The organism is Archangium violaceum (genome assembly GCF_016859125.1).
GTDB lineage: Bacteria > Myxococcota > Myxococcia > Myxococcales > Myxococcaceae > Archangium > Archangium violaceum_A.
Genome location: NZ_CP069338.1, coordinates 10,518,786 through 10,541,133, shown reverse-complemented (window position 1 = coordinate 10,541,133; position 22,348 = coordinate 10,518,786). Strand labels below are relative to the sequence as shown.

The window sequence follows — 22,348 nt, the reverse complement described above, 5'->3', positions numbered from 1 at the left end:
AGGGGGTTTCATCATGAGGATGTGTCGAGTGCTCGTCTCCACCGCGTGGGTGGTGGTGCTGGGGGGCTGCCCCACGCCACCTCCGGAGGAGCAGGGCCCGTTCCTGTCCGACACGCCGCTCTGGACCCTGGAGCCTCCCGAGTCGCTCCGACAATCCTGCTTCGGTGCCTCCCTCGCGCTCGGGGACGTCAACGGAGATGGGAAGCAGGATCTGGTGGTCGCGGCGCCTCCGTGCTCACTGATGCGGGGCAAGGGCTCCCTGGTCATCTATGCCGGCGAGGGGACGTCCTTCTCCACCGAGCCCGTCATCGCCGAGATGGACTGGCAGAACCCCAACCCGTCCGTGAGCGGGCGCAACATCGCGGTGTCCGTGGGCGACGTGAACGGGGATCGCTTCGCCGACATCCTCGTCCGCTCCCAGGCCGCGGGAACGCTCGTCTTCGCGGGCCAGGAGGACCTCGGGTCGATGCTCCAGGCACCGCTCTTCCGCGTGCCCTTCCTGGGCGCCCACTACAACGGCGTCCTCGTCGATCTGGATGGGGACGGGCTCGATGAGCTCGTCGTCACCCAGGGGGCGGAGCGGAGTACCACCCTCTATCGCCCCACGCCCGGGGCGGAGGCTCCGTTCACCCAGGCGCGGGTCCTTCCAGGGTGGACGCTCTCGCTCGTCCGGGTGGGTGATCTCAACGGCGACGGAGCGGAGGAGCTGCTGCGCTGGAACGGGGATGCCTCCGAGCTCTTCCTCGGGTGCGAGCAGGACCAGCCCGGCGTCTGCGAAGGGGGCCTGTCGGTCTCACCCTCCTGGACGTCCGCCGAGATGGTGCGGGGCTTCTTCCCGGATCAGAACGGGGATGGACACCCGGAGGTCGTCATCAGTGATCCGAGCCGCCTGTCGGTGCACCTCTTCCAACCGGAGGGAGGCTTCGCATCGGCGCCCATCTGGCGAGTCCTCGGGGACGGGGCGTTTCCCAGTCTCGCGCCTCCGCCCATCTTCGTGGGGGACCTGGACAAGGATGGCCAGGAGACGGAGTTCCTGCTGGGCGCCCTGGGGCGCCTGTACGCGTTCTTCCCGAAGCAGGGGCTCTCCGCCGAGCTGCGCCCGGAGTGGGCCTGGCCGAGGAGCAATGCGTTGGGGCCGGAGTACCACGGGGACGTGCGGTATGTGCCCGTGAGGGCGGGGGATCTCGACGGGGACGGCTACGCCGACATCATCGTCGGAATGGCCCCTCCGTTCGATCAACTGGCGCCGACGACGCAGCCACGGCCGGGGCGGGTGGTGGCCTTCGGCGGAGGTAGACCGCCACGCCTGGAGCCCGCGCCCTTCCTGCGGGGGGACGTGGCGTGCGGCCTGGGGAGCGGTGGGGGCAAGCCGGACGTGACGGTGGACGGGGACATCCTCTCGCGGACGGTGTTCATCGATCAGCGGAACTTCCCGGAGACGGCCTGCGAGGTGATGGAGCGCTGTGTGGGAGCCCCAGGAGACCGGCGCCTGCTGCGCTTCAGCGTCTCCATTCCGAACCTGGGCTCGAGCGCGGTGCGCATCCCATCCCCCGAGGAGCGGCCGGAGCTCTACGAGTTCGACGCATGCCACCAGCATGATCACCTCATCGGGTTCGCCAGCTACGAGCTGCTCGATACCCAGAACGCGGTGGTGGCGGTGGGCCGCAAGCAGGGCTTCTTCCTGGTGGACTACGTGGCCTACTGCGGGAACGCGCCGCCGCCGGCAAGCGTCGCCGAGGATGGCTCCCAGAGCATCTCGCCGGGTTGGTCGGACGTGTACTCGGCGGACTACCCGTGCCAGTGGCTGGACATCACGGACGTGCCGGACGGCACGTACACACTGCGCGTGGGCGTGGACAAGAATGATCTCATCGACGAGCAGGACGTACTGCCGAACTCCGCCGAAGTGACGGTGCGGCTCTCGGGCTCTACCGTGGAGGTCCTCCCGTAGGGGAGGGGCGTCCCGTGCTCCGGGGGCATGTCTCCCCGGTGCACTCGAGGCGGGAGCGCGCGCTACGGAACGGGCTGGCAGCCGCAGCCGCAGTCATCGAAGAACGGCTCCTTGCCGGTCTCGCAGACGAAGCGGATGGCCGCGCACTTGTCGGGATCCTTGGAGACGTAGGTCCGGTTCGGATCGTCGCAGTTGGGCTTCTTCTCCTTCTCGCAGATGCCGCCGCAGTCGGCGCCGCCATTGTTCGGATCGCAGGTATCCGACGGGTCGTCCACGCAGGTGAAGCCCTCGGGGCATTGAATGGCGGCGATGCCACCGCAGAAGGAACCTCCCTGGGTCTGCTCCTGCTGGGGGGAGGGCGTCACCTGCGCCTGGGCCGGGTTGCGGCACCCCGTCCCGAGGAGCGCTGCACCTACGATGAGTGCGCCACAAGAAATCAGCCGGATGGACATGAACCCCTCCTTGAGTGGGGATGAAATCGGGTGTGGAACCGCGTTGCGGTAGCCGAGAAGCAGGAAGGCAGGGCCTCTTATGGCCGCTCGGACCGCCTGGCGGGGAGATGAAATTTCCTCCCGCGCGACTTCGATGTAGATGTGAGGCCTACATGGCCAGTCGGACGATGAAGCTGAAGCAGAGCACCACCGGGAAGTCGAAGCAGGCGACCACGGGCAAGACGAGCCAGGTGGGGAAGGCGCGCCAGGTGGGCAAGGCGAAGAAGACCCCCGCGCGCGCGAGCGGTGGACTCCTGGGCCGGTTGCTGATGGTGGCGTTCCTGGTGCTCGTGGTGTTCGCGTCGTACGAGTACGCGAGCCTTCCGGACGCGGCGACCCTGCTGAAGCAGAATCCGAAGACGACGGCGCTCATCGAGCAGCGGGCGGAGGAGGCCCGGGAGGAGGGCCGCAAGCCCCGGCGCAGGCAGTCCTGGGTGGGGTTGTCGAGCGTGTCGAAGTACGCGGTCGACGCGGTGCTGCTCTCGGAGGACGCGAGCTTCTACCTGCACGAGGGCGTGGACACGAAGGAACTGGAGAACGCGCTGGAAGAGGCCATCCGCAAGGGCAAGCTGGGGCGGGGTGCCTCGACGATCACCCAGCAGCTGGCGAAGAACCTGTGGCTGTCGACGGACCGCAGCCTGCTGCGCAAGGGCAAGGAGCTGATCCTGGCGCACCGGCTGGAGGAGTCGCTGCCGAAGAACCGGATCCTCACGATCTACCTGAACGTGGTGGAGTGGGGGAACGGCGTGTACGGCATCGACGCGGGGGCTCGGGAGCACTTCGGCATCCCGGCCTCTCAGTTGTCGGCGGCGCAGGGGGCTCTCCTCGCGTCGATGCTGCCCGCCCCGCGCAAGCGCTCACTGAACTCGGGCTCGAAGGCGCTGAAGAAGCGGGCGCATTGGATCATCGATCAGATGCAGGCGGTGCGGCGGCTCGATGCCGGACAGGCCCAGGCCGCTCACGCGGAGATCGATCGGATCCTCAGCGGGAAGACGGCGGATGAGCCCGAGTCCGAGGAACCGGCCGCGGACAGCCCCTCGCCCGTTTGAGCCATGCTCCCTCCCCCTCTGGGAGAGGGCGGGGGGTGAGGGTCGTCACCCGCGCTCAGGGCCCCACGACGAAGAAGCAGTCGTCGATGCAGTCCTCGTTGGCCTCCGCGCACGTGCGCGAGTTGACACACTCCGAGCACTCGGCGACCCGCTCCTCGTGATCGTCGTCCTCCTCGGAGGCTTCCTCGCACCGGTCCACGCACCGGTCCACATTGAGGTCCGAGGCGAGGCACTCCTGGTACCGGTTGCAGTAGCTGTTGCAGTCGCTGGAGCAGCCCGTCAGACCCACCAGGGCCAGGGCCGCCACGAGCACTCCAGAAAACACGTTCTTCATTTCGTTCCTCCGTACCCGGGATGTGCTCCCTCGGGCGCGGCGTAGATACTCGATCCCTCGCCGGGTGTTCCACGAGAAGCGCAGCTTCTGTGTGGGAGCGAGCTACTACGGCTCCGCCAGACCCGTGGCGAGCAACGCGAGCCGGGGAACGATCTGCTCTTCCGTGAGGGGCACGAGCGTGCTGATCGAGTAGAGGAGGCTGATGCGTACGCCGTTGTTCCGCATCCAGCCGACGAGGTCCTCGACGGAGACGTCATCGTTCTTGATGATGAACTTCTCGTCGATGGGAACCCGGGACAGGTACAGCGCCTGAAGTGATTCCAGGGCGCTCTCGGAGTAGACCGGGTAGATGTATTTGAACCAGGGCTCGAGGTCCTCCAGGAGCCATTGGACCCGGGAGCTCTTGAAGCGTTCGATCTTCAGGAACTCCTCCAGGTGATGGCGCTCCAGGAGGATGCCGTCGTCGCCCGCGCGCCACGCCTCCAGGCAGAGATGGTGGGCCAGGATGCGATGCTGGCGTTTGCAATGATCGCGGTAGGGATCAGTGACCATGTCCGTGTCGTCCTCGTGCAGACCTGGGAGAGGTGGGGCACTGGCCGGGCCCTCGCGTCGAGCCCGGCCACGGCGTTCGCGCTCGGGAGCGCTACGGTTGCACGGACACCCAGTCGGTGTCGCTCCCGGTCATCATCTGGTTGATCCAGTCGAGGAGCACCACGCCCCGCGAGCTCGAGGCCGCCGGCTTCCCCAGCATCGTGTGACCCTGGCCGGTGGTGACGAAGTACCGGGTGTGGGGCAGGGGCTCGAGCACCGTGGCGTTGAGGTCTTCGAGCGCGTCCTGGAACTGGGTGCCGGACATCTCGAGGAAGAACCGGATCACCTGGTCCTGCTGCGAGGACAGGAGGGCCATCCGGTCGTTGGGGTACCTCCTGGCGAGCGCCGGGTAGAGCTGCGCGAAGTCCTCCTTCACGGCCGGATCCAGGGCATTCATGGGAGCGTCGTAGTTCCAGGCCTTGGCCCAGGCGGCGCGGAGCTCCGGGGACATGGCGCTGCTCTTGAACAGCGGCCCGGAGTCGTCAAGGAGGTAGACCTTCGCGTTGGGGAACTGGGAGCGGATGAGATCGTAGTTGAGCGCCGCGCCGAAGCCGCCCGCGCTCGCGCCGGTGACGACCACCTGCTCGGGGTCGGGGACCGTGGCGACGATGCGGGCCAGGAAGGCCTCCGTGTTCACTCGCCCCTTGTGGTGGAACGTCTTGGAGGTGGAGTCGGTGGTGTAGACGACCTCCGCGTTGCCGATGTGCAGGTCCCCGGTGCAGTACGGGATGAAGAACATGTTCCAGTCCTTGAACGGGTTGTTCGCGAGCTCCCGGTCGAGGATGGAGCCCGACAACCGCGAGGCCACCGCATCGAACTGGGTCTTGGTGAAGGGACCGTGCGTGGACTGGTTGTTCTTCAGGCAGGTGGTGGCGTCCCAGCAGGCTCCACCGCCGTTGAAATAGATGAGCAGGTTCTTGTTTTCGCGGAGATTGGCACCCAGGCCCGTGGGAGTCCCCTCGTCACAGGTGGAGTTGGAGAAGTCGATCCAGCTCCAGGTGTTCTCCGGAGTGGTGATGGGCGGTTCATCCGGCTCTTTGTCACAACCGGCCCACATCACCGTCACGGCGGTGAGGACGGCCCACATGCTTCTAGCCATGTTCGGGGTATGCATCGTGCGTTCTATATGTGCGTTCGCGAGGGTTGAGAAGCACGGGCCGGCTACCTGGCTCATGGCGCGCCGTGTTATGGAAGCGCCACTGCTCGTCACCGTGTGAGGCTCTCCATGAACCAGTTCAGACCCGTGGCCTTTATCTTGTTAGGCGTTACCTTGGGCGCGGTCGTCCTGGAAGTGCTGGCATACAAGTTCATTTTCAAACGAGAGTACGGCTGGCGTTCCGCCCTGGCCTCCGTCGCCGTGAGCGTGGGCCGCAACGTCACCCGGCTCCTTCCCGTCGCGGTCTCCCTCCCGGGCGCGTACTGGCTCTACGAGCATCGCCTCTTCAGCGTCCCGCAGCAGGGTGTCTGGTACTGGGTGAGCCTGTTCCTCGGCATCGAGTTCTTCTATTACTGGTATCACCGGCTCGGTCACCGGGTGCGGTGGTTCTGGCTGTCGCACGCGGTGCATCACTCGTCGAATGAGATCAACCTGCTCGCCGCGGGCCGGCTCGCCTGGACGTCTCAAATCACGGGCGCCTACGTCATCTTCGTTCCGCTGGCCGCGTTCGGCTTCACCCCCGAGTCCATCCTCGCCGGGTACGCGCTGAACCTGAGCTACCAGTTCTGGATTCACGCGGACTGGATGCCGAAGCTGGGGCCGCTCGAGGGCATCCTCAACACGCCGTCCGCGCATCGCGTCCACCATGCGGCCAACCTCGACTACCTGGACGCCAACTACGGCGGCGTGCTGGTCGTCTTCGATCGTCTCTTCGGCACCTATGTCCCCGAGCGCGACGATCTGCCCTGCCGGTACGGCCTGGTGCACCCGTTGAAGACAAACAATCCCTTCAAGATTGTCTTCCACCAGTTCGGCCCGTTCCTGCGCGATGTGATGAGCGCACGGAGCCCGCGCGAGGTGGCGGGGTACTTCTTCGCTCCCCCGGGCTGGCGGCCGGATGGCAACAGCGAGACCACCGAGGACATGCGGCGCAAGGCCGCCGCCGAGAAGCAGGCCTCGGCTTCCACGCCGGCCCACGAGGCAGGGCAGCAGGCGGTCGCCGTCTAGATTCCGCGTGGCGCACCCCGAGGGCGGTGGCCCTGGCCTCGGGCCCGGGCCGCTCTCGGGGAATGAGAGTCCCCGCACCGCTTGAAAAATACGAGCCGGGTGCAGCAGTCTGTCGGCCGTTCCTTTCTCGACAGGACCCGCCCCGCGATGCTGCCCGTAATCCTGGCCATGCTGCTCACCCAGGCCCCAACCGCCCATTCCCGTCAGCAGGGTGTTCCCATCGGAAAGGGCAAGACGCTGCCCACCGTGCGCCTCACCGCTCCCGCTGGCGGCTGGACCGTGGATCGGATGCTGCTCGTGGAGGGCACCGTCAGTGACCCCACCATCGATCCGGTGGTCCTCTCCATCAACGGCGACCGCTACCTGATGCGCACCTTCGGCGGGCGCTTCAAGCGCAAGTTCCCCGCCGCCAGTGGCAAGAACGTCGTCACCGTGATGGCCATCAACCAGGCCGGCACCGCGCGCACCCAGGCCACCAGCTACGCGCAGATTCCCCCCGTGCCGCTCAAGGCCATCCTCACCAGCGACACCGAGGGCGTCTACACCGACCTCCACGTCTACGAGCCCACCCAGGACAGCGTCTCCCCGGCCAAGGAAGGCTCGGGCCAGGTGCTCGACGTGAAGAAGATGGCCCACGTCTACTGGGCCAACACCGAGAGCCCCAGCGGTGGCACCTTCTACCTCAACGAGCAGGGCGGCAGCTTCGATGATCCCGCCTACGGCCCGTACCTCTATGTCCACCGCGCGCCCCCCAAGGGCGTCTACCTGATCGCCACCAACTACTGGCCCAGCGGCGACAAGGCCCACACCGTGGCCACCCTCAACGTGGTCCTCTACGAGGGCACCCCGCGGGAGTTGCGCCGCATGGTGCGCATCCCGCTCGCCACGCCCGGCACCACGCGCGTGCTCGCGTGGATCAACGTGCTCGGTGATGGCAAGGCCGAGGTGTACGTGCCCTCGCAGGATCCGGCCCCCAAGGCCGCCTCGTGGCCCCGCGACCTGGACGCCGCCGTCAAGGCGCTCACCAGCGGCGGCATGGACTCGGACTACTGAGGCGCCCGGTACACCATGCGCCTCCTGCTCCTGCTCCTGTCGCTCCAGGCGGCGTCGCCCGCTCCGCCCGGGTCCCTCGGGACCTTGTTGCGGCGTGAGGTCGCCCAGGGCGCGCTCGCCCAGGTGCGCCGGATGGATCCGGCCTGGCACCCGGACCAGCGCGACTGCGCGGGCCTCGTGCGCTTCGTCTTCCGCGGCGCGTACCGGCGCTTCCAGCCCGAGCGGCTCGCCACGCCCCTGTGGCGCGATGACCGGGGCCGGCCCTCCGACTTCGCCGACGCGGAGACGCTGCTGACGCACAGCTTCGTCCCGCTCGGCCGCGACGAGGCCACGCGCGAGTCGCTGCGCACCGGAGACCTGGTGGCCTTCCGCCAGGAGCGGGACTCGGGCCCCCTCTTCCACCTGATGCTCGTGGTGCGCCCCGAGGACAAGGCGCATGCCCCCACGCGCGTCGTCTACCACCCGGGTGACAAGGGGGCCGCGGTGCGCACCGGCGTCCTCCAGTCGCTCGTCACCGACGCCCCCGTGGAGTGGCGCCCGGTGCCCCAGAACACCGCCTTCCTCGGCTTCTTCCGTTTCAAGGAGTGGATGTCATGAACCCTCCGTCTCCCACGCCGGGCGCACCGCCCCCCGTTCCCTCATCCGGGGGGAGGCGTTCCCGGACCCTGCTCATCATCCTGGGCATCGTCCTGCTCATCGTGGTGGCCGTTGCCGCCTTCCTCATCGGCCGTGGCACTTCCTCCGGCTCCCCGGCCCCGGGGGCGGTGGGCTCCTCCACGGGCACGGGCCCCACTGGGACGCCCTCCAACTCCGGCCTCGTCCTCCAGGCCCTGCCTCCCGCGCCCGACAAGCCGCGGCAGATGGAGGTGCCCTCCGAGCCCGTGCGTCCCGCCATCTGGGCGGACGTCTACTCGCCGGGCGAGGTGCGCGAGGCGCTCTCCGGCAACGCGTGGGTGAAGGAGCAGCTCCAGAAGCCGCTCGGCAAGGGCTTCGTGGGTGGGTGGGCCGCGTTCCTCGACACCCGCGCCGAGGACCTGGGCGCCCAGTTCAAGGGCGCTGTGTTCGACGTGATGGCCGGGCAGTTCCTGGCCGCGCCCTTCCGCGTGGTGTGGTTCTCCGGTGACAACCGCGCGGGCACGCCCGCCGTCATCGTCCCCGAGCCGGGCAACGCCGCCATGGCCGCCTTCGACTCGATGAACAGCGTGGTGCGCCGCAACGAGATGGTGGCCCAATCCTGTCCGGGCGGGGAGGGCGAGGTGCCCTCGGAGGGCTTCAAGCTGGCGCGCTGGCTCGTGGCGGAGCAGGCGCTGTGGGCCGCGCGCACGGAGGAGCGGATCGTGTTCGGCCGGCATCCGGTGGTGGTGCTCCAGGGCCTGTGCGAGCCCCACCTGGATCTCGAGGCTCCCCGGGACGTGGACGTGGAGCTGGGCTTCGCCCCCGAGCCGCTCGGCCGCGAGGCGCAGCTGCTCACGCACGTGATGGGCATGGCCAATGGCATCCGGTTGCAGTTCGCCGTCGAGGGCAACCGGCTCGTGGGCCGCGGCATCGCCGGACGGCTCTCCGACGAGCCCCGGCTGGACAGCGCGCCCCTGTCGGATGAGCTGCTGAGGCTCGTCCCCGAGGAGACGCCGGTGCTGCTCGCGCTCCAGCTCAAGCTGCCCGAGCAGCTGGATCGCGACACCCTCAAGGCCTTCTGGTCCGGAAAGCACTACACGGGCGCCGTGCGCACGCGTCAGGTGGCGATGGTGTGGACGCCCCGGGGCTCAGGGCAGTTGCCCACCGAGGTGGCCCTGTTGTGGGGCCGGCCCGAGGACGCCGAGGCGCTCGGGCAGATCTTCTCCGGGCCCAACAGGATGGAGACGGCCACGCTCTGCGGGCACCACGTGCTGGCCTCCACTCCGGACGTGCTCGCGCGGTTGCGCAAGGCGTGCGAGGGGAAGGGGCCCAACCTGCTCAACGCCGCGGGCCCGGTGGTGCAGGGGCTCCGCGCGCCGGGCTCGGTGTCGTTTGGCGTCAACACCGGGCGGCTGCTCGGCGGGCTGATGGCGGATGGGTATGGGTCGCAGGTGACACAGGTGGATTCGAAGAAGTCGAAACAGCGCACGGCCCCGCCGGAGATCGAAGCGGCGCGACGTGACTTGGAGACGCTGCCGTACATCGGCCTGCGAGGCACGGTGGAGGGCAGCAGGTTGGTTCCGGGAGGGTTTGGCTCATGAGGTGCTTCGCTCGCATCGCGGCACTGGCCGCGCTGGTGTGCGCTGGCGTGGCCGCGGCCAAGCCGCTCTACATCACCGTTCCCCGTGCCTACGGCAGCAACGAGCCGGTGGCCGTGGACGTCGCTTTCGAGAGCAAGGGGCCCGTCGAGTTGCGGGTGCTCAAGCCCGCGGACGTCGATGCCTTCATCCGCGCGCAGGGGGACATCCGGCGCGCCTACCAGACACCCCCCACGATGGCGAACCCCGGCCACGCGCTCAGCCGCGGGCTCAACGCCACGCGCTCGCCGGGAAGCTTCCTGCTGTTCGCCCTGAACGAGGACTTCCGCAAGGCGGTGGCGCCGGGGCTGCCCGCGCGTCCGCCGCCTCCTCCGGGCCAACCCATGGCCCGCGTGTCCGAGGGTCCGGAGAAGCTCGTGGGCGTGCCTGCCGGTTTCACCGTGGTGCGCAGCCAGTGGTTGAACATGGACCTCGGTGGCTCCGAGCGCGAGTTCAACGTCCCGGGCTTCGACACCTCGCACTACTACGGCGGTTACGAGGAGCGGCGCGTGACGCTCGCGCCGCTGCCTGCCGGCACGTACATCCTCCAGCTCGTCCAGGGCCGCGTGGAGGGGCAGGTGGTGCTCGTCGTCACCGACCTCACCGTGCAGCTCAAGCAGACGGATGGACAGGTGCTGGTGCGCGTGGCGGGGAGGGATCAGAAGCCACGCGCGGGTGCCCAGGTGCGGGTGTATCTGCCCTCGGGCAAGGGACCGGCGGGCACCACGGACGACAAGGGCGAGGTGACCCTGGCCGTCCAGGAGCCGCGCCTCATCGCCACGGCCTCGGTGGGCGGGGACACCGCCATCGTGGACACGGACTTCTACTCGGCGCTGGCGGTGGCGCCGGACGTGTTCATCTACAGCGACAGGCCCATCTACAAGCCGGGTGACGAGGTGAAGTTCCGTGGCCTGGTGCGCCAGCCGGACAGCTTCCTCGCGCGACTCTTCACGCCGCGTCGGCGCGAGGTGGCGGTGAAGCTCGTCTCGGCCGAGGGCCGCGAGGTGCAGACGCGCGCGAAGGTGGACGAGTTCGGCGCCTTCAACGGCACCGTGTCCGTGCCCGCGGATCTGGGCACCGGCGTGCTGCGGGTGATGGCCGAGCTGGACTCGCAGCCGCACCAGGGCGAGGCGCGCGTGCAGGACTACGTGAAGCCCACCTTCTACCTGGAGCTGCAGCCGGAGAAGGAGACGATCGTTCCGGGCCAGACGGTGCGGGCCACGGTGCGGGCGCGGCGGTACGCGGGTGGCGTGCCTCCGGGCGCGAAGTACGAGGTGTTCCTCTACCGCACGCTGCTGGACGCGCCGGCCTGGGTGGATGACGCGGGCCTGGGCGGGCAGGGGAGCGCGGTGACGTACGGGAGCGCCTCCTCCTCGGAGGGACGGTTGAGCGTGCCCGAGCGCCTGTTCTCCACGGTGGCCCAGCGCGGCGTCGAGGAGGACCCCTGGGCGAGCGCCGCGACGTTCGATGCCGAGGGCAACGCGGAGATCGAGATTCCCGTGCCCCCGCTCGAGCCGGGCGAGGAGCGTCTGCCGTACCGCTACTCGCTCACCGTGCGCGCGCGGGATGATCAGCAGACGTTCGCCAACGCGAGCGCCGCCTTCTTCCTCTCCAAGGTGGAGGTGCTGGGGTCCACGCGTTACTCGGCGGCGGTGGTGCGCAAGGGCTCCGAGGCCACGCTGGGCATCCGCGCCACCACGCTGGGCGGCAAGCCCTATGGTGCCACGCCGGGCGAGGTGGAGTTCGTGCTGCGCAAGGCCGATGGGAGCGAGAAGAGCCTGGGCAAGAAGTCCTTCACCACGGCGGCGGATGGCTCGTACCGCGAGAAGGTACCCACCTCGGGCGTGGGCGCGGTGGTGGCTCGCGTGACGGTGAAGGACAAGGGCGGCGAGGCCTGGACGGGCGAGGACCAGATGCTCGTCATCGGTGAGTCCGATGAGCCGGTGGCGCAGGTGCCCAACATGACGCTGGCGTCGCTGTCGGGCACGCTGGAGCCGGGTGACTCGGCGCAGCTCGTGGCGCTGTTGCCGGACGGCTGGGGCCCGGGTGGCTCGGACGAGGGCCCGGTGTGGGTGACGCTCACGGGCGCGGGGGTGTACGGCACGCGGCTCGTGGAGCAGAAGGGCCGCACGCTGGTGCACTCCTTCGAGGTGGAGAAGCGCTTCGGCAGCGCGGTGTATGCCTCGGTGGCGTACCCGACGGCCTCGGGCCGCTGGGAGGAGCGCACGGTGGGCTTCCGCGTCATCCCCGCCGAGCGCACCCTCAACGTGTCGCTGCAGCCCCGCCGCGCCGAGGCCACGCCCCTCACGGAGCAGGTCATCGACATCCGGGTGACGGACCACGAGGGCCAGGGCGTGGTGGCGCAGCTCTCGGTGGGCGTGGTGGACAAGGCCGTCTACGCCATCCAGAACGAGTTCCGTCCGAAGGTGCTCGACTTCTTCTACCCGGTGGGCCGCAACAACGTGGCCACCTTCTTCTCCGCCGAGTTCCAGGGCTACGGCTATGGCGAGGCGCTCGCGCGGAAGATGGCGGGCCTGCCGGACCATGCCTTCGCCTCCATCAAGCCGCCCACGCGGCAGGCGAAGGATCTGGACAGGGACACGGCGTACTGGAGCCCCACGATCGTCACGGACCGGGACGGGCGCGCCACGGTGCGCTTCAAGCTGCCGTCCAACCAGACGCTGTGGGTGGTGACGGGCGTGGCGGCGGACACCTCGGGCCGCTTCGGCGAGTCCACGTCCGAGTTCGCCACGCGCGGCGGGCTCAACCTGTACGCCGCGCTGCCGCAGTTCCTCCGCCAGGGGGACGAGGCGCTCGCTTCGGTGCGTCTGTCCGCGGGCGAGACCTCCAAGGGCAGCCAGCTGCTGGACGTGCGGCTCGCGGCGGCCGGGGTGCTCGAGTCCGCCGAGTTGAAGCAGAAGGTGGAGCTGGGCCAGGGCGGCGAGCAGGTATTGCCCCTCACCCTGAAGGCGAAGGACTCGGGCACGGCCGAGCTGGCGGTGGAGGTGGTGGGCGGCAAGGAGCCGCTGCATGACAGGCGCGCGGTGGCGGTGCGGCCCGCGGTGCTGGACGAGCCGGTGAAGGTGTCGCAGTGGGGCGGCGGTGAGCTGTCCCTGCCCGCGGCCCCCAACGCGACGGTCTCCGGGGTGGAGCTGGTGCTGCAGCCGTCGCTGGTGGACGCGGCGCTCTCCAACGTGCGTGAGCTGCTCACCTATCCGTATGGGTGCGTGGAGCAGCTCGTGTCCACCACGGTGCCCAACGTGGCGCTGTACCAGACGCTGAAGAGGGCGGGCTCGCTGGAGTCGCTCGACACGGACAGCCAGGCGCTGCTCGCCGAGGCCCGAAGCCGCGCGGTGCAGGGCACGGCCCGCATCCTGGACGCGTCCGTCCGGGGCGGCGGCTTCGCCTGGTTCAGCGGTTACAGCTCGCCGGATCTGCCCATGACGCTCATCGCCCTGGACGGGCTGGCGTACGCGGTGGAGGCGGGGCTCGTGGACCGGAATGATTCGCGCATCACCGAGAGCATGCGCTGGCTGGAGACCCAGGAGGGGCTGCCCGTCGAGTGGGATGCCACGCGGGCCTGGGTGCTGGCGCGGCTGGACGGAGAGCGGCAGGCGGCCCGGGTGCGCGCGCTGGTGCAGGCCGCGCAGCCGGGAGACCTGTACCCGCTCGCGCTGGCGGTGCTGGCCGCGGAGAAGGCGGGCGTGATGAAGGAGCCCGAGCTCCAGGGCCGCATCGACGAGCTGGTGGCCGCGAGCACCCAGGGCTTCGTCACGCTGGCCAGCATGCCCGCGCCGAGCGAGGCCCTGTGGCGCTATCCGCTGCGCCGGGTGGGCCTCACCGCCATCCTGGGTCACGCGGCGTCCTTCGGGAAGATGGACGTGAGCAAGGCGCGCCGGCGGCTGCTGGAGGCGCTGTCGGAGCCGGGGCTGTCCACCTTCGATCGAAGCACGGCGCTGCTGCACTCGATGTGGCTCATCGAGCGAGACGCGAAGGAGTTCCGCAAGCTCTCGCCGCCCGAGGTGAAGGGGACGAAGGGCAAGGTGCGCTTCTCGCCTCGGGGCATGGGGTTGGTGGCGACGCTCGAGCCGGGGACCCGCGCGGTGGAGGTGGCGGGCTTCGAGGGCGTGGCGACGCTGCGGGCCTCGGCGGCCACGCCGCTGGCGGACGTGAAGCCCGTGGCCGAGGGCATGAGCCTCCAGCGCGCGTACTACGTGCTGCGCGAGGGCGGCAAGGTGCGGCTCGCCCCGGGTGACAGCCTCAGCCAGGGCGAGGAGGTGTACGTGGAGCTGACGCTGGACGCGCACGGCGACAACCGCAACCGCTCGGCGTACTACGTGGTGGAGGACGCGGTGCCCGCGGGCTTCGTGCCGCTGGTGGAGGACAAGGAGTTCCGCGGTCCTCCGCACGCGCTGCCGCTGGCGCCCGAGGCCCTCAAGCGGCGCTCGCTCAGTCCCGAGCGCGCCACGTTCTTCTTCGAGGAGCCGGCGTGGTGGAGCGACAGTCCGCGCACGGTGGGGTACGTGATGCGGGCGCAGTTCGCGGGCACCTTCTCCGCGCCGCCTGCCTTCATCGAGGACATGTACGTCACGAGCATCCGTGGGCGCACGGGCTCGGACGTGCTGAAGGTGACGCCGTCCCAGCGCAGCGCGGGCGACGTGAGCCAGGGCGGGTGGTGAGGACGTGATGGGGTGGGCCGCCGTGACGGTCGCCTTGCTGGCGGCCACCCCTGTCTTCCTGACTCGGGGAGACGTGACGCCCGAGGCGGAGTTGCGCGCGGAGGCCGAGGCCACGTGGAAGGCGCTGGAGGCGCGCTACGTGGCCGAGGCCGGTGGCGCGCCCGGGCGGGCCCCGGGCACCCTCTCGCTGCAACGGGGCGAGGCGTTGTTGCCCTCGCGCAACGGGCAGGGGCGGCCGGGCATGGTGGAGCTGCGGCAGGGCACGCCCGGGGTGCTGGATGCGCGGTTGCGCGTGGCGCTCCGGCACGAGCTGGCCCATCAGCTCCTGTGGTGGGCGTGTCCGGCGTCGGCGGAGGATCGGTTGTTCCATGAGGCCTTCGCGCTGTCGGTGAGCGGGGAGCTGGCCGAGTGGCGGGAGGCGCCCTACCAGTCGTTGACGAGCGCCTCGGCGGAGCTGGCGCGCAACCCGGATGTGGACACGCCACGCGCCCGGCGAGCCCTGGCGCGCGTGCTGAACGAGGACTCGGGGTTTGCAAAGGCCCTGACGCGCCGGTTGAGGCAGTGCCATGACGGGGCGCGCTGGACGGTGCCGCTGTCCGTGGACGAGCTGGTGGGCACAGCGGTGCAGGCGGTGGCCAGCGCCACGGTGGTGCTCAGCCGCCACTCGGGCGAGGTGCTGCTGGCCGAGGGCGACATCCGGACGGCGATGCCGTACGGCTCGACGCTGAAGCCCTTCGTGGTGGCCGGGAGCGCCACGCCACCGCCGGTGCTCGCCGCGCGAGCGGAGGTCGCGGAGTGGCTCTGTGGTGAGCGGCTGCCCGGGAAGGTGGACGTGAAGACGGCGCTGCTGCGCTCGTGCAACGGGTACTTCCTGGACTGGGAGGCGAGGGGGAACGCTCCGAGGAACTTCGGCCCGTGGGGCGCGGTGCTGGCCTCGGTGGGTCTGTCCAGCGCGCCCCTGGACATGGCGGATGCCATCGGCCTGCGCTCGACACTGCGGCTCTCGCCGTGGGGACTTGCCCAGGCATACCGGTTGTTGGCCGAGGCGAGGCCGGAGCTGATGGCGGTGCTGGCCGACAACGCCGCGCGCGGGACGTTGTCCGAGCTGCCAGCGTCGAAGGCCTACGCGGGCGTGGCGACGAAGACGGGCACGGTGCGGGACGCGGACAGCCGGCCGAGGCTCGGGTGGATCGTCGCGGTGGACGAGGACCTGGTGGCGGTGGTGGCGAGGCCGGGGGTGATGCCTCGCGCCTTCGCGGACGAGGTGCCCGAGGTGCTGGCGAAGGTCCGGAAGAAGCGGAGCGGGCTGGAGTCCGCGCGGGTGCAGGTGCTGGGGCTGGTGCCTCCGGGGGCCATCGAGGCGCGGTGCCGGGGCTCGGGCTTTTCCCTGGAAGAAGGCTCGCCGCGCGCCATCCCCGAGGACTTCTCGAAGCTGGAGACGCTCGTGTCGAAGGGCGCGGCGGTGTGCCTCGGGAGTCCCTGGCGGGTGCGCTTCCCGGATGCGCCAGCTGGCCGCGACTACGCCGGCATCTTCACGGGCTCTCCACCTCCGCCCTACAAACCACCCGCGGGAGTCCCCACCAGCCCGAAGGAGCTCAAGGCGCGGCGGGGCTCGGACTTCCTCTTCCGCACCACGCGACTGCAGTACACGGCGGGTGTAGTGGCGGCGGAGGATTCGGCGTTGACGGGAGAGGCGAGGGTGGCGCTGGCGCGCGTGGTGGCCCACAACGAGCGGCACGCGGACAGCCGCCACCCGGGCCGGCCGGTCTGCGACACGACGCACTGCCAGGCCTTCCTCGGAACCGTGCGGGTGCGGCCCGAGGAGGAACGGGCGCTCGACGCGCCTGCCCTCCGCTGGCGCGAGTGGCTGCCGTTCTCACAGGGAGGACAGGCGCCGTGGCGGGAGATACGTCCGCGCGGCCAGGTGGAGTCCTTGCTGGGCAGTGGCGCGGTGTCGGTGCGCTTCGCGGACGGGCGCGTGCTCTACCTGCGCACGAAGCGCGAGGGAGGCGCCGTGTTCGACGTCACCGAATCACGGCCCTGCGAGTGGCTGCGCTCCGCGCTGAAGCTCCCCGCCTGTCCCCGTTCCGTTGCCTTCGAGGACACCCAGGTGGTCTTCGAGGGGCGAGGACAGGGGCACGGAGAGGGACTCGATGTGGAGGCGGCGAAGGCGAGCGGCCTCGACGCCGGGCGGATCCTCGAGAGGGCTTACGGAGCCACCCCTGGAGCGCCACACAGGGCAGACATACCCTCACCCTAGCCCTCTCCCAGAGGGAGAGGGGAGGTTACGCGTTGAGGGTCACCTTGAAGGTGCCGGGCCGGGACTCCGAGGCCTGCCGCACGGCCTGCTCGAATTCCTCCCGGTTCCTGTACGTCTGGATGCCACCCAGCTTGAGGCTGGCCAGCGACACCCCCATCAGCACCACCTTCGAGCCGAACAGCACGCTGAGCGAGTTGATCTTCGGACCCATCGGGACCGCTCGCTCCGTCATGATGGTCCTCGCCTCGGTCGCGTAGAGCTCCATCTCCTCCCAGTCATGGAAGATGTCCATCTTCGCCTGGGACGAGATGATGCTCTCGATGGTCGTCATCGCGAGGTGGGCCAGATGGGCGTCGTACATGGCCCCCTGGAAGCGCGTGACGATGACGTGCGGAGCGGGCTGCCACAGCCGCAGCTCCCCGTTCGGGGTGGTCCAGGTCCTGGTTCCATTCACGACCGAATGAGCGAGCATGGCGGGCGAGTTATGGCAGCCGGTAATCGGAAGCAAGAGACGGCTTCCCGGACTGTGTTGTACGCATGGGAAGGGTGGAGGCGAGGAGCATACGTCATCGGTGCCTGCACTGGAGCCTCATCGTTCGAGGAAGAGATCGTTCCGTCGCAGGGTGGGGTGGCGAGCGGACGAGCCCGGGACGTCCCCTCGAGGCACGCACCTGTCCGCGCATTCGGATACGCAGAATGTCCCGCTCCCGCTGTAGGGTTGACGCCCCATGAGCCCTTCTGATGCCTCGGCCTGGACGCTCCCCTGGCGGGGACTGGGTCTCAGCAGCAATCTCGACGCGGCGGATCAGCCGCACCCCTACCGCTTGCTCGCTGGATTCCCCGGCCTCTTCGATTTCGTGGAGTACAGCGCGCCCCTGTCGCTCGACGAGACGCGGGAGCACGCCTCGCTCTTTCCCCGAATGTGGGAGCACCGCCAGGACGTGCCGGTGCTCTTCCACCCCGTGCACCTCAACCTCTACGGGCCCGAGCTGGAGCCCGTGAAGGCGCTCGAGGATCTGGATGCGCACGCGCGTGCCGTGGGCAGCGCCTGGGTGGGCAACGACATCGGCTGGTGGCACGCGGGAGGGCAGCCGTTCCCGGGCTACCTCTACTTCACGCCGCCCTTCACCGAGGCGGGCATCCGGGACTGCGTGGCGCACGCGCTTCACGTCCAGTCACACCTGTCCGTCCCGCTCGCGCTGGAGAACCCCGCCGCCTTCGCCCGACGCGGCGAGCTGCACGTGCTCGACTTCATGGCCCGCGTGCACGAGCGCACCGGCCTACCGATGCTGATCGATCTGGGGCACCTGTTCAGCTACCAGCTCGCCGCCGGGCTCCCGCTGGAGGCGGGGGTGGAGGGCTTCCCGTGGGACAAGGTCATCGAGCTCCACATCGCCGGGGGCGTCATCACCCGGCGGAGCGGGCGGGGCTACTACGTGGATGATCACACCCAGCCCGTGCGCGAGGAGCTCTTCGGGCTGTTGGAGTCACTGCTGCCTCGCTGCACCTCGCTGCGCGCCGTCACCTTCGAGGGAGACGGGCACCCGGACGAGGTGGCCCTCCTCACGCTGCGCCGCCTGCGCGAGCTGGTGCCCGCGACGCCCCGGCCTCCGCTCACACTCACTCCGGTGACGCGCGAGGCGCCGGCCCTCACCCGCGAGAGCGAGCCCTGGGCCCTCTTCGAGACGGGGTACGGCGCGAAGCCGGAGACCGGGGGCGACGTGGAGGGGGCGCGGGCGGAGACGGACTTCCGCCTCGCGGTGGTGGCCGAGACGCTCGATCGGGACTGGCCCATGTCCCGGCTGCTGCTCGCGGGCACGCGCGAGGACCTGCGTGCCTTCACGGCCTCGAAGGAGTTCCGCGAGCTCTTCGAGGGCCTGGGGCGCTCGCCGGGGCACGCCTTCGCGGCCTGGACCCGGCGCCGTCTGCGCGAGCATCCGGACGAGGGCGTGGCGGCGGCGGTCACGTTCGAGACGCTCCTGCCCAACAGCTTCATGACGCGGCCGTCCGCCGCGCCCGGGCCGGCTCAGGTGGGGCTGTCCGAGGACGTACGCGTGGGCACCTTCCCCGTGGATCTCACCGAGCTCGTCTTCGCCGCGAAGTCCCTGCGCCGCCACCTCACGGGGCGCGCCTGGGCGTGCGAGGTGCTGGACGTGAGTGGCCTGGAGGCACTCGCGCAGGTGGCGCGGCGTCCGGCCAGGGGCCCATGGAGCTTCGTCGTGCGGCGCAGGGGCCGGGGGTTGGAGGTCCTGACGGTGTCCCCGCCGTTGCTGGAGCTGCTGCGCTCGCTCGCGAAGGGACCCCGGGGCGTCGACGAGGTCCCCGCTCCGGTGCTGGCCGAGGGAAGGGCGCTCGGACTGCTCCGGCGGGGCTGACTCAGGGCGAGGAGCAGGTGCCGCAGTCCCTGGCGCAGCTATCGTACGTGGAGCCCCTGCCGGGCTTCTCGGTGAACTGGCACACGCCGTCTCCGCACGTGTAGATGTCCGCCTCGCGCAGCCGCGTGGTGATGGCCGGATAGGTGATGCCGTTGTAGGTGCAGGACACGTAGAACGTCCTCGTGGCATCCAGAGTGCAGATCTTCGCGCAATCCCGTTTGACGCGGACGAGCGGCAGGCACTCCTGCTTCTTTCCATTGCCGTGGGAGGAGAGGGCGCAGGCGCGCGCGGTGCTCTCCGCGCCATTGAGCGGGCGCCCATCGTTGCCGACGTAGATGCCCTCGGAGTTGAAGAGGTTGCCGAAGAAGCAGGCCTCCTTCTCCGGGAACTGCTGGAGCTCCCCGGTGGTGTAGGGGATGGGGTTTCCCGTGGCGCTCAGTCCCAGTACGGAGAGGGGGATGTGGACGTCGTGGTACTTCGAGGCGTGGGCCCCCAGACAGGCGGAGACGAGCCGTTGCTCGGTCAGGGTGGCGGGCGCGCCGTCGGTCCAGTCCGGCGCGAGTCCCAGATTGCCCACCCAGACATACGTCGTCCCCGTGGAGGAGGACGTGTAGGTCCGGCTCACTCCGGCGGGCGCGGCGCAGCCGACGACGTACCGCATGACCATGTCCCCGAGCTCCGGGTCCGTCTGGAACCAGGCGTCGAACTCGGGGCTGGACAGTCCCTCGAGCGACAGGCCGTTGAGGGACAGCCCATTGAGGGACAGCCCATTGAGGGACAGGCCATTGAGGGATAGCCCATTGAGGGACAGGCCGTTGAGGGCCAGGCCCTTGTGGGACAGGCCGTCACCCACCTCCAGCTCCTGGGCCTGGACGAGCGAGGCCTCGGACCCGAAGGCGCCGTCCGCCGGACCGCAGGCGCTGGTCGCCACCATCATGAGGAGCACGACACCCACATGCCGCACCCAGAGAACCTGACGACGAGAGACCTCGATCGAGCCGGTTTTCATGTCTTCCCCCCTGCGAGTGAGGTGGCGACCGGGCGCGCATGGGGTGCGCGGTTCCGGGGAGCCTCATGGGTGGGCGGGCGAGGAAGATATGCTCCAACTGCACATTAACCGTTTCACTGTAAGTAGACAGCGAGGCTTATTGGTTTGTGCAGCAGTTGTCCGGGGTGCAACACGAGAACCGTGCACTACGCGATGGATGGCCGTCCTTCAGGAGCAGGGGCCGCAGTCCGAGCAGTCATTCGGGGTGACGCCCGTGCCGCACGACTCGGTGTCCTGACACACGCCGTCGCCACAGACGAAGATGTCATCCCTGCTGATGCGCGTGGTGAGGGGCCGGTAGGAGATGCCCTCGTAGGTGCACCGCACGTAGAACGTCTGGGTCGCGTCCTTCTCGCAGAACCTGTCGCACCTGGGCTCCACGCGGACGATTGGCGGGCAGGGCTGGCTCTCACGGCCCGGCGCACTCGACAGGGCGCAGGCCCGCGTGGAGCTCTCCGTCATGTGGAGCGGCTGCCCATCGTTGCCGACGAAGACGCCCTCGTCCGTGAAGAGGTTGCCGAAGAAGCAGCCCTCCTTCTCCGGGAAGCTCGCGAGCTCCTCGGCGGAGTAGGGGATGGGAGCTCCCGAAGTGGTCGGCCCCAGCACGGAGAGGGGGACGTGGATGCCGTACTTGTTGGTGTGGGCCGCCAGGCACGCGGAGATGAGCTGTTGCTCATCCAGGGTGGCCGCGGTGCCCCGGCTCCATCCCGGCGCCAGTCCCAGGTTCCCCGTCCAGGTGTAGGTGATGCCCGTGTCGGGAGCGGTGTAGCTGCGCGTCTGCCCCGAGGGAACGGCGCACTGGACGAGGTACTTCATGACCATGTCGCCGAGCTCCGGAGCCGTCTGGAACCAGGAGGAGAACTCGGCGGAGGACAGGCCATTGAAGGCCAGGCCATTGAAGGCCAGGCCGTTGAAGGCCAGGCCGTTGAAGGCCAGGCCGTTGAAGGCCAGGCCGTTGGGGGACGAGCGGAGCGCGTCGAGCGCCTGCGTCCGGGCGGCTGCTTCCCGGCTCTTCGCGGGTGGGTCCACCGGACCGCAGGCGCTCGCGAGGGAGAGCAGCAGGAGGGCTCTCAGGAGTGGGCGGGCTGCCCGGAGGCATTTCATGGGAGTGGGATGGCTGGCCATTCGGTGTGGCATGGATGTTCCTTGTTTCAGGGGGGACACCGGGTACGCACTCGAGGGTGGATCCGGCTCCATGTGAATTCGGTCAACCCCGCTGTAACTGGAAGGGTGGAAGAACCTGGAAACGGGTGGTGTGTCCTGGGATTGACGGAGAAGGCGTGGCCCGGTGGACATCACGGAACCGCAACGTCATCGAGTGGACGCATTCCGGTGTCGTACCTGGCCCACTGCCCTCGGGGGCGCTTGCGGCCCGGCGGTCGGGCAAGGAGGGCGGGTTCCGGACAGTGTCGGGTTCTGGACGGAGCCTTGCGCGCGCCTGACCACTTGCGGTAGTTCGCGCACATGTCGTCACCCCTCGTCGTTGGCATCGCCGGTGGTACCGCCTCCGGCAAGACGACGGTCGCCCGGAAGGTCCGCGATGCGCTCGCCGACTGCCGCGTGGCCTTCGTCGATCAGGACTCCTATTACTCGGACCTGTCGGACCTGCCGCTCGCCGAGCGCCGCGAGATCAACTTCGATCACCCGGACGCCTTCGACACGGATCTGCTCCTCGAGCACCTGCGTGAGCTGAAGGCGGGCCGGCCCATCCAGAAGCCGGTCTACGACTTCGTCACCTGCACCCGGCAGAAGCACACGGTGCGCGTGGATCCCGGGGACATGATCCTCATCGAGGGCATCCTCGTGCTGCACATGAAGGCCGTGCGTGACGAGATGAACGTGCGCATCTACGTGGACACCGATGACGATCTGCGGATCCTCCGCCGGCTCGAGCGCGACATCCACGAGCGCGGGTTCGACTTCGACCGGGTGGTCAACCAGTACCTGCGCCACGTGCGCCCCATGCACATGGGCTTCGTCGAGCCGTCCAAGCACCACGCCGACATCATCGTCCCTCACGGCGGCAACAACGACATCGCCATCGGAATGATCGTGGGGGCCCTGCGCGCCAGGCTGCACCCGTCCAACGCGCAGCGGTGAT

17 protein-coding genes are annotated in these 22,348 nt (G+C 69.4%); 10 read left to right on the top strand and 7 right to left on the bottom strand.

Annotation, left to right across the window (positions count from 1 at the left end; translation table 11 throughout):
- Positions 1–13: 13 nt before the first annotated feature.
- Positions 14–1,951, top strand: a complete 1,938-nt coding sequence (locus tag JQX13_RS44460; protein ID WP_203405468.1) for an FG-GAP-like repeat-containing protein — start codon at positions 14–16, stop codon at positions 1,949–1,951.
- A 62-nt stretch (positions 1,952–2,013) separates the two neighbouring features.
- On the opposite strand, the gene JQX13_RS44455 is transcribed toward JQX13_RS44460, so the two are convergent.
- The gene (locus JQX13_RS44455; protein WP_203405467.1) at positions 2,014–2,403 is read right to left on the bottom strand and encodes a hypothetical protein; all 390 of its coding nucleotides are present in this window, start codon (positions 2,401–2,403) and stop codon (positions 2,014–2,016) included.
- Between the two features lie 152 nt (positions 2,404–2,555).
- Between JQX13_RS44455 and mtgA the strand changes: the two genes are divergently transcribed.
- A complete protein-coding gene (gene mtgA, locus JQX13_RS44450; RefSeq protein ID WP_430384120.1) occupies positions 2,556–3,491 on the top strand; it encodes a monofunctional biosynthetic peptidoglycan transglycosylase in 936 nt (311 codons plus the stop codon).
- Between the two features lie 55 nt (positions 3,492–3,546).
- Here mtgA and JQX13_RS44445 read toward each other — a convergent pair whose 3' ends face one another.
- From JQX13_RS44445 to JQX13_RS44435, 3 genes are all read right to left on the bottom strand, one after another.
- Positions 3,547–3,825 (bottom strand): hypothetical protein, encoded by a 279-nt coding sequence (locus JQX13_RS44445; RefSeq protein WP_203405466.1) that lies wholly within the window; start codon positions 3,823–3,825, stop codon positions 3,547–3,549.
- A 105-nt stretch (positions 3,826–3,930) separates the two neighbouring features.
- Complete coding sequence (locus JQX13_RS44440) at positions 3,931–4,377, bottom strand: hypothetical protein (RefSeq protein ID WP_203405465.1); 447 nt, start codon at positions 4,375–4,377, stop codon at positions 3,931–3,933.
- Between the two features lie 91 nt (positions 4,378–4,468).
- Positions 4,469–5,515 (bottom strand): pectinacetylesterase family protein, encoded by a 1,047-nt coding sequence (locus JQX13_RS44435; RefSeq protein WP_239014228.1) that lies wholly within the window; start codon positions 5,513–5,515, stop codon positions 4,469–4,471.
- A gap of 171 nt (positions 5,516–5,686) precedes the next feature.
- On the opposite strand from JQX13_RS44435, the gene JQX13_RS44430 reads away from it, so the two are divergent.
- The 6 genes from JQX13_RS44430 (at position 5,687) to JQX13_RS44405 (ending at position 16,824) form a co-directional block, all read left to right on the top strand.
- Positions 5,687–6,580, top strand: a complete 894-nt coding sequence (locus JQX13_RS44430) for a sterol desaturase family protein (protein ID WP_239014227.1) — start codon at positions 5,687–5,689, stop codon at positions 6,578–6,580.
- A gap of 147 nt (positions 6,581–6,727) precedes the next feature.
- On the top strand, positions 6,728–7,633 hold the full coding sequence (locus JQX13_RS44425; RefSeq protein WP_203405462.1) for a DUF2135 domain-containing protein: 906 nt from the start codon (positions 6,728–6,730) through the stop codon (positions 7,631–7,633).
- 15 nt (positions 7,634–7,648) lie between these two features.
- Positions 7,649–8,230, top strand: a complete 582-nt coding sequence (locus JQX13_RS44420) for a DUF1175 family protein (protein ID WP_203405461.1) — start codon at positions 7,649–7,651, stop codon at positions 8,228–8,230.
- Complete coding sequence (locus JQX13_RS44415) at positions 8,227–9,849, top strand: hypothetical protein (protein ID WP_203405460.1); 1,623 nt, start codon at positions 8,227–8,229, stop codon at positions 9,847–9,849. Before JQX13_RS44420 ends, JQX13_RS44415 begins: the two co-directional genes overlap by 4 nt.
- Positions 9,846–14,564 (top strand): MG2 domain-containing protein, encoded by a 4,719-nt coding sequence (locus JQX13_RS44410; RefSeq protein ID WP_203405459.1) that lies wholly within the window; start codon positions 9,846–9,848, stop codon positions 14,562–14,564. The genes JQX13_RS44415 and JQX13_RS44410 overlap by 4 nt, the downstream gene beginning before the upstream one ends.
- Positions 14,565–14,571: 7 nt before the next feature.
- A complete protein-coding gene (locus JQX13_RS44405; RefSeq protein ID WP_203412495.1) occupies positions 14,572–16,824 on the top strand; it encodes a SpoIID/LytB domain-containing protein in 2,253 nt (750 codons plus the stop codon).
- A gap of 25 nt (positions 16,825–16,849) precedes the next feature.
- Here the strand turns inward: JQX13_RS44405 and JQX13_RS44400 are convergent, their stop codons facing one another.
- Entirely contained in the window at positions 16,850–17,296 is a 447-nt protein-coding gene (locus JQX13_RS44400) for a hypothetical protein (RefSeq protein ID WP_203405458.1), read from the bottom strand.
- Positions 17,297–17,552: 256 nt separating this feature from the next.
- On the opposite strand from JQX13_RS44400, the gene JQX13_RS44395 reads away from it, so the two are divergent.
- On the top strand, positions 17,553–19,199 hold the full coding sequence (locus JQX13_RS44395) for a DUF692 domain-containing protein (RefSeq protein WP_203405457.1): 1,647 nt from the start codon (positions 17,553–17,555) through the stop codon (positions 19,197–19,199).
- Between the two features lies 1 nt (position 19,200).
- On the opposite strand, the gene JQX13_RS44390 is transcribed toward JQX13_RS44395, so the two are convergent.
- Positions 19,201–20,208 (bottom strand): hypothetical protein, encoded by a 1,008-nt coding sequence (locus JQX13_RS44390; RefSeq protein ID WP_203405456.1) that lies wholly within the window; start codon positions 20,206–20,208, stop codon positions 19,201–19,203.
- A gap of 207 nt (positions 20,209–20,415) precedes the next feature.
- The gene (locus tag JQX13_RS44385; RefSeq protein ID WP_203405455.1) at positions 20,416–21,384 is read right to left on the bottom strand and encodes a hypothetical protein; all 969 of its coding nucleotides are present in this window, start codon (positions 21,382–21,384) and stop codon (positions 20,416–20,418) included.
- A 327-nt stretch (positions 21,385–21,711) separates the two neighbouring features.
- Here JQX13_RS44385 and udk point away from each other — a divergent pair, with 327 nt between their 5' ends.
- Entirely contained in the window at positions 21,712–22,347 is a 636-nt protein-coding gene (gene udk, locus JQX13_RS44380) for a uridine kinase (RefSeq protein ID WP_203405454.1), read from the top strand.
- The last annotated feature ends 1 nt before the right edge of the window (position 22,348 follow it).

What these genes read in the sequence shown, in the direction of transcription:
- JQX13_RS44395 (WP_203405457.1), top strand. Translation starts at nt 17,553, where the DNA reads ATGAGCCCTTCTGATGCCTCGGCCTGGACGCTCCCCTGGCGGGGACTG.
- udk (WP_203405454.1), top strand. Translation starts at nt 21,712, where the DNA reads ATGTCGTCACCCCTCGTCGTTGGCATCGCCGGTGGTACCGCCTCCGGC.
- mtgA (WP_430384120.1), top strand. Translation starts at nt 2,556, where the DNA reads ATGGCCAGTCGGACGATGAAGCTGAAGCAGAGCACCACCGGGAAGTCG.
- JQX13_RS44415 (WP_203405460.1), top strand. Translation starts at nt 8,227, where the DNA reads ATGAACCCTCCGTCTCCCACGCCGGGCGCACCGCCCCCCGTTCCCTCA.
- JQX13_RS44405 (WP_203412495.1), top strand. Translation starts at nt 14,572, where the DNA reads ATGGGGTGGGCCGCCGTGACGGTCGCCTTGCTGGCGGCCACCCCTGTC.
- JQX13_RS44420 (WP_203405461.1), top strand. Translation starts at nt 7,649, where the DNA reads ATGCGCCTCCTGCTCCTGCTCCTGTCGCTCCAGGCGGCGTCGCCCGCT.
- JQX13_RS44400 (WP_203405458.1), bottom strand. Translation starts at nt 17,296, where the DNA reads ATGCTCGCTCATTCGGTCGTGAATGGAACCAGGACCTGGACCACCCCG.
- JQX13_RS44455 (WP_203405467.1), bottom strand. Translation starts at nt 2,403, where the DNA reads ATGTCCATCCGGCTGATTTCTTGTGGCGCACTCATCGTAGGTGCAGCG.
- JQX13_RS44425 (WP_203405462.1), top strand. Translation starts at nt 6,728, where the DNA reads ATGCTGCCCGTAATCCTGGCCATGCTGCTCACCCAGGCCCCAACCGCC.
- JQX13_RS44390 (WP_203405456.1), bottom strand. Translation starts at nt 20,208, where the DNA reads ATGAAAACCGGCTCGATCGAGGTCTCTCGTCGTCAGGTTCTCTGGGTG.
- JQX13_RS44410 (WP_203405459.1), top strand. Translation starts at nt 9,846, where the DNA reads ATGAGGTGCTTCGCTCGCATCGCGGCACTGGCCGCGCTGGTGTGCGCT.
- JQX13_RS44445 (WP_203405466.1), bottom strand. Translation starts at nt 3,825, where the DNA reads ATGAAGAACGTGTTTTCTGGAGTGCTCGTGGCGGCCCTGGCCCTGGTG.
- JQX13_RS44440 (WP_203405465.1), bottom strand. Translation starts at nt 4,377, where the DNA reads ATGGTCACTGATCCCTACCGCGATCATTGCAAACGCCAGCATCGCATC.
- JQX13_RS44460 (WP_203405468.1), top strand. Translation starts at nt 14, where the DNA reads ATGAGGATGTGTCGAGTGCTCGTCTCCACCGCGTGGGTGGTGGTGCTG.
- JQX13_RS44435 (WP_239014228.1), bottom strand. Translation starts at nt 5,515, where the DNA reads ATGGCTAGAAGCATGTGGGCCGTCCTCACCGCCGTGACGGTGATGTGG.
- JQX13_RS44385 (WP_203405455.1), bottom strand. Translation starts at nt 21,384, where the DNA reads ATGCCACACCGAATGGCCAGCCATCCCACTCCCATGAAATGCCTCCGG.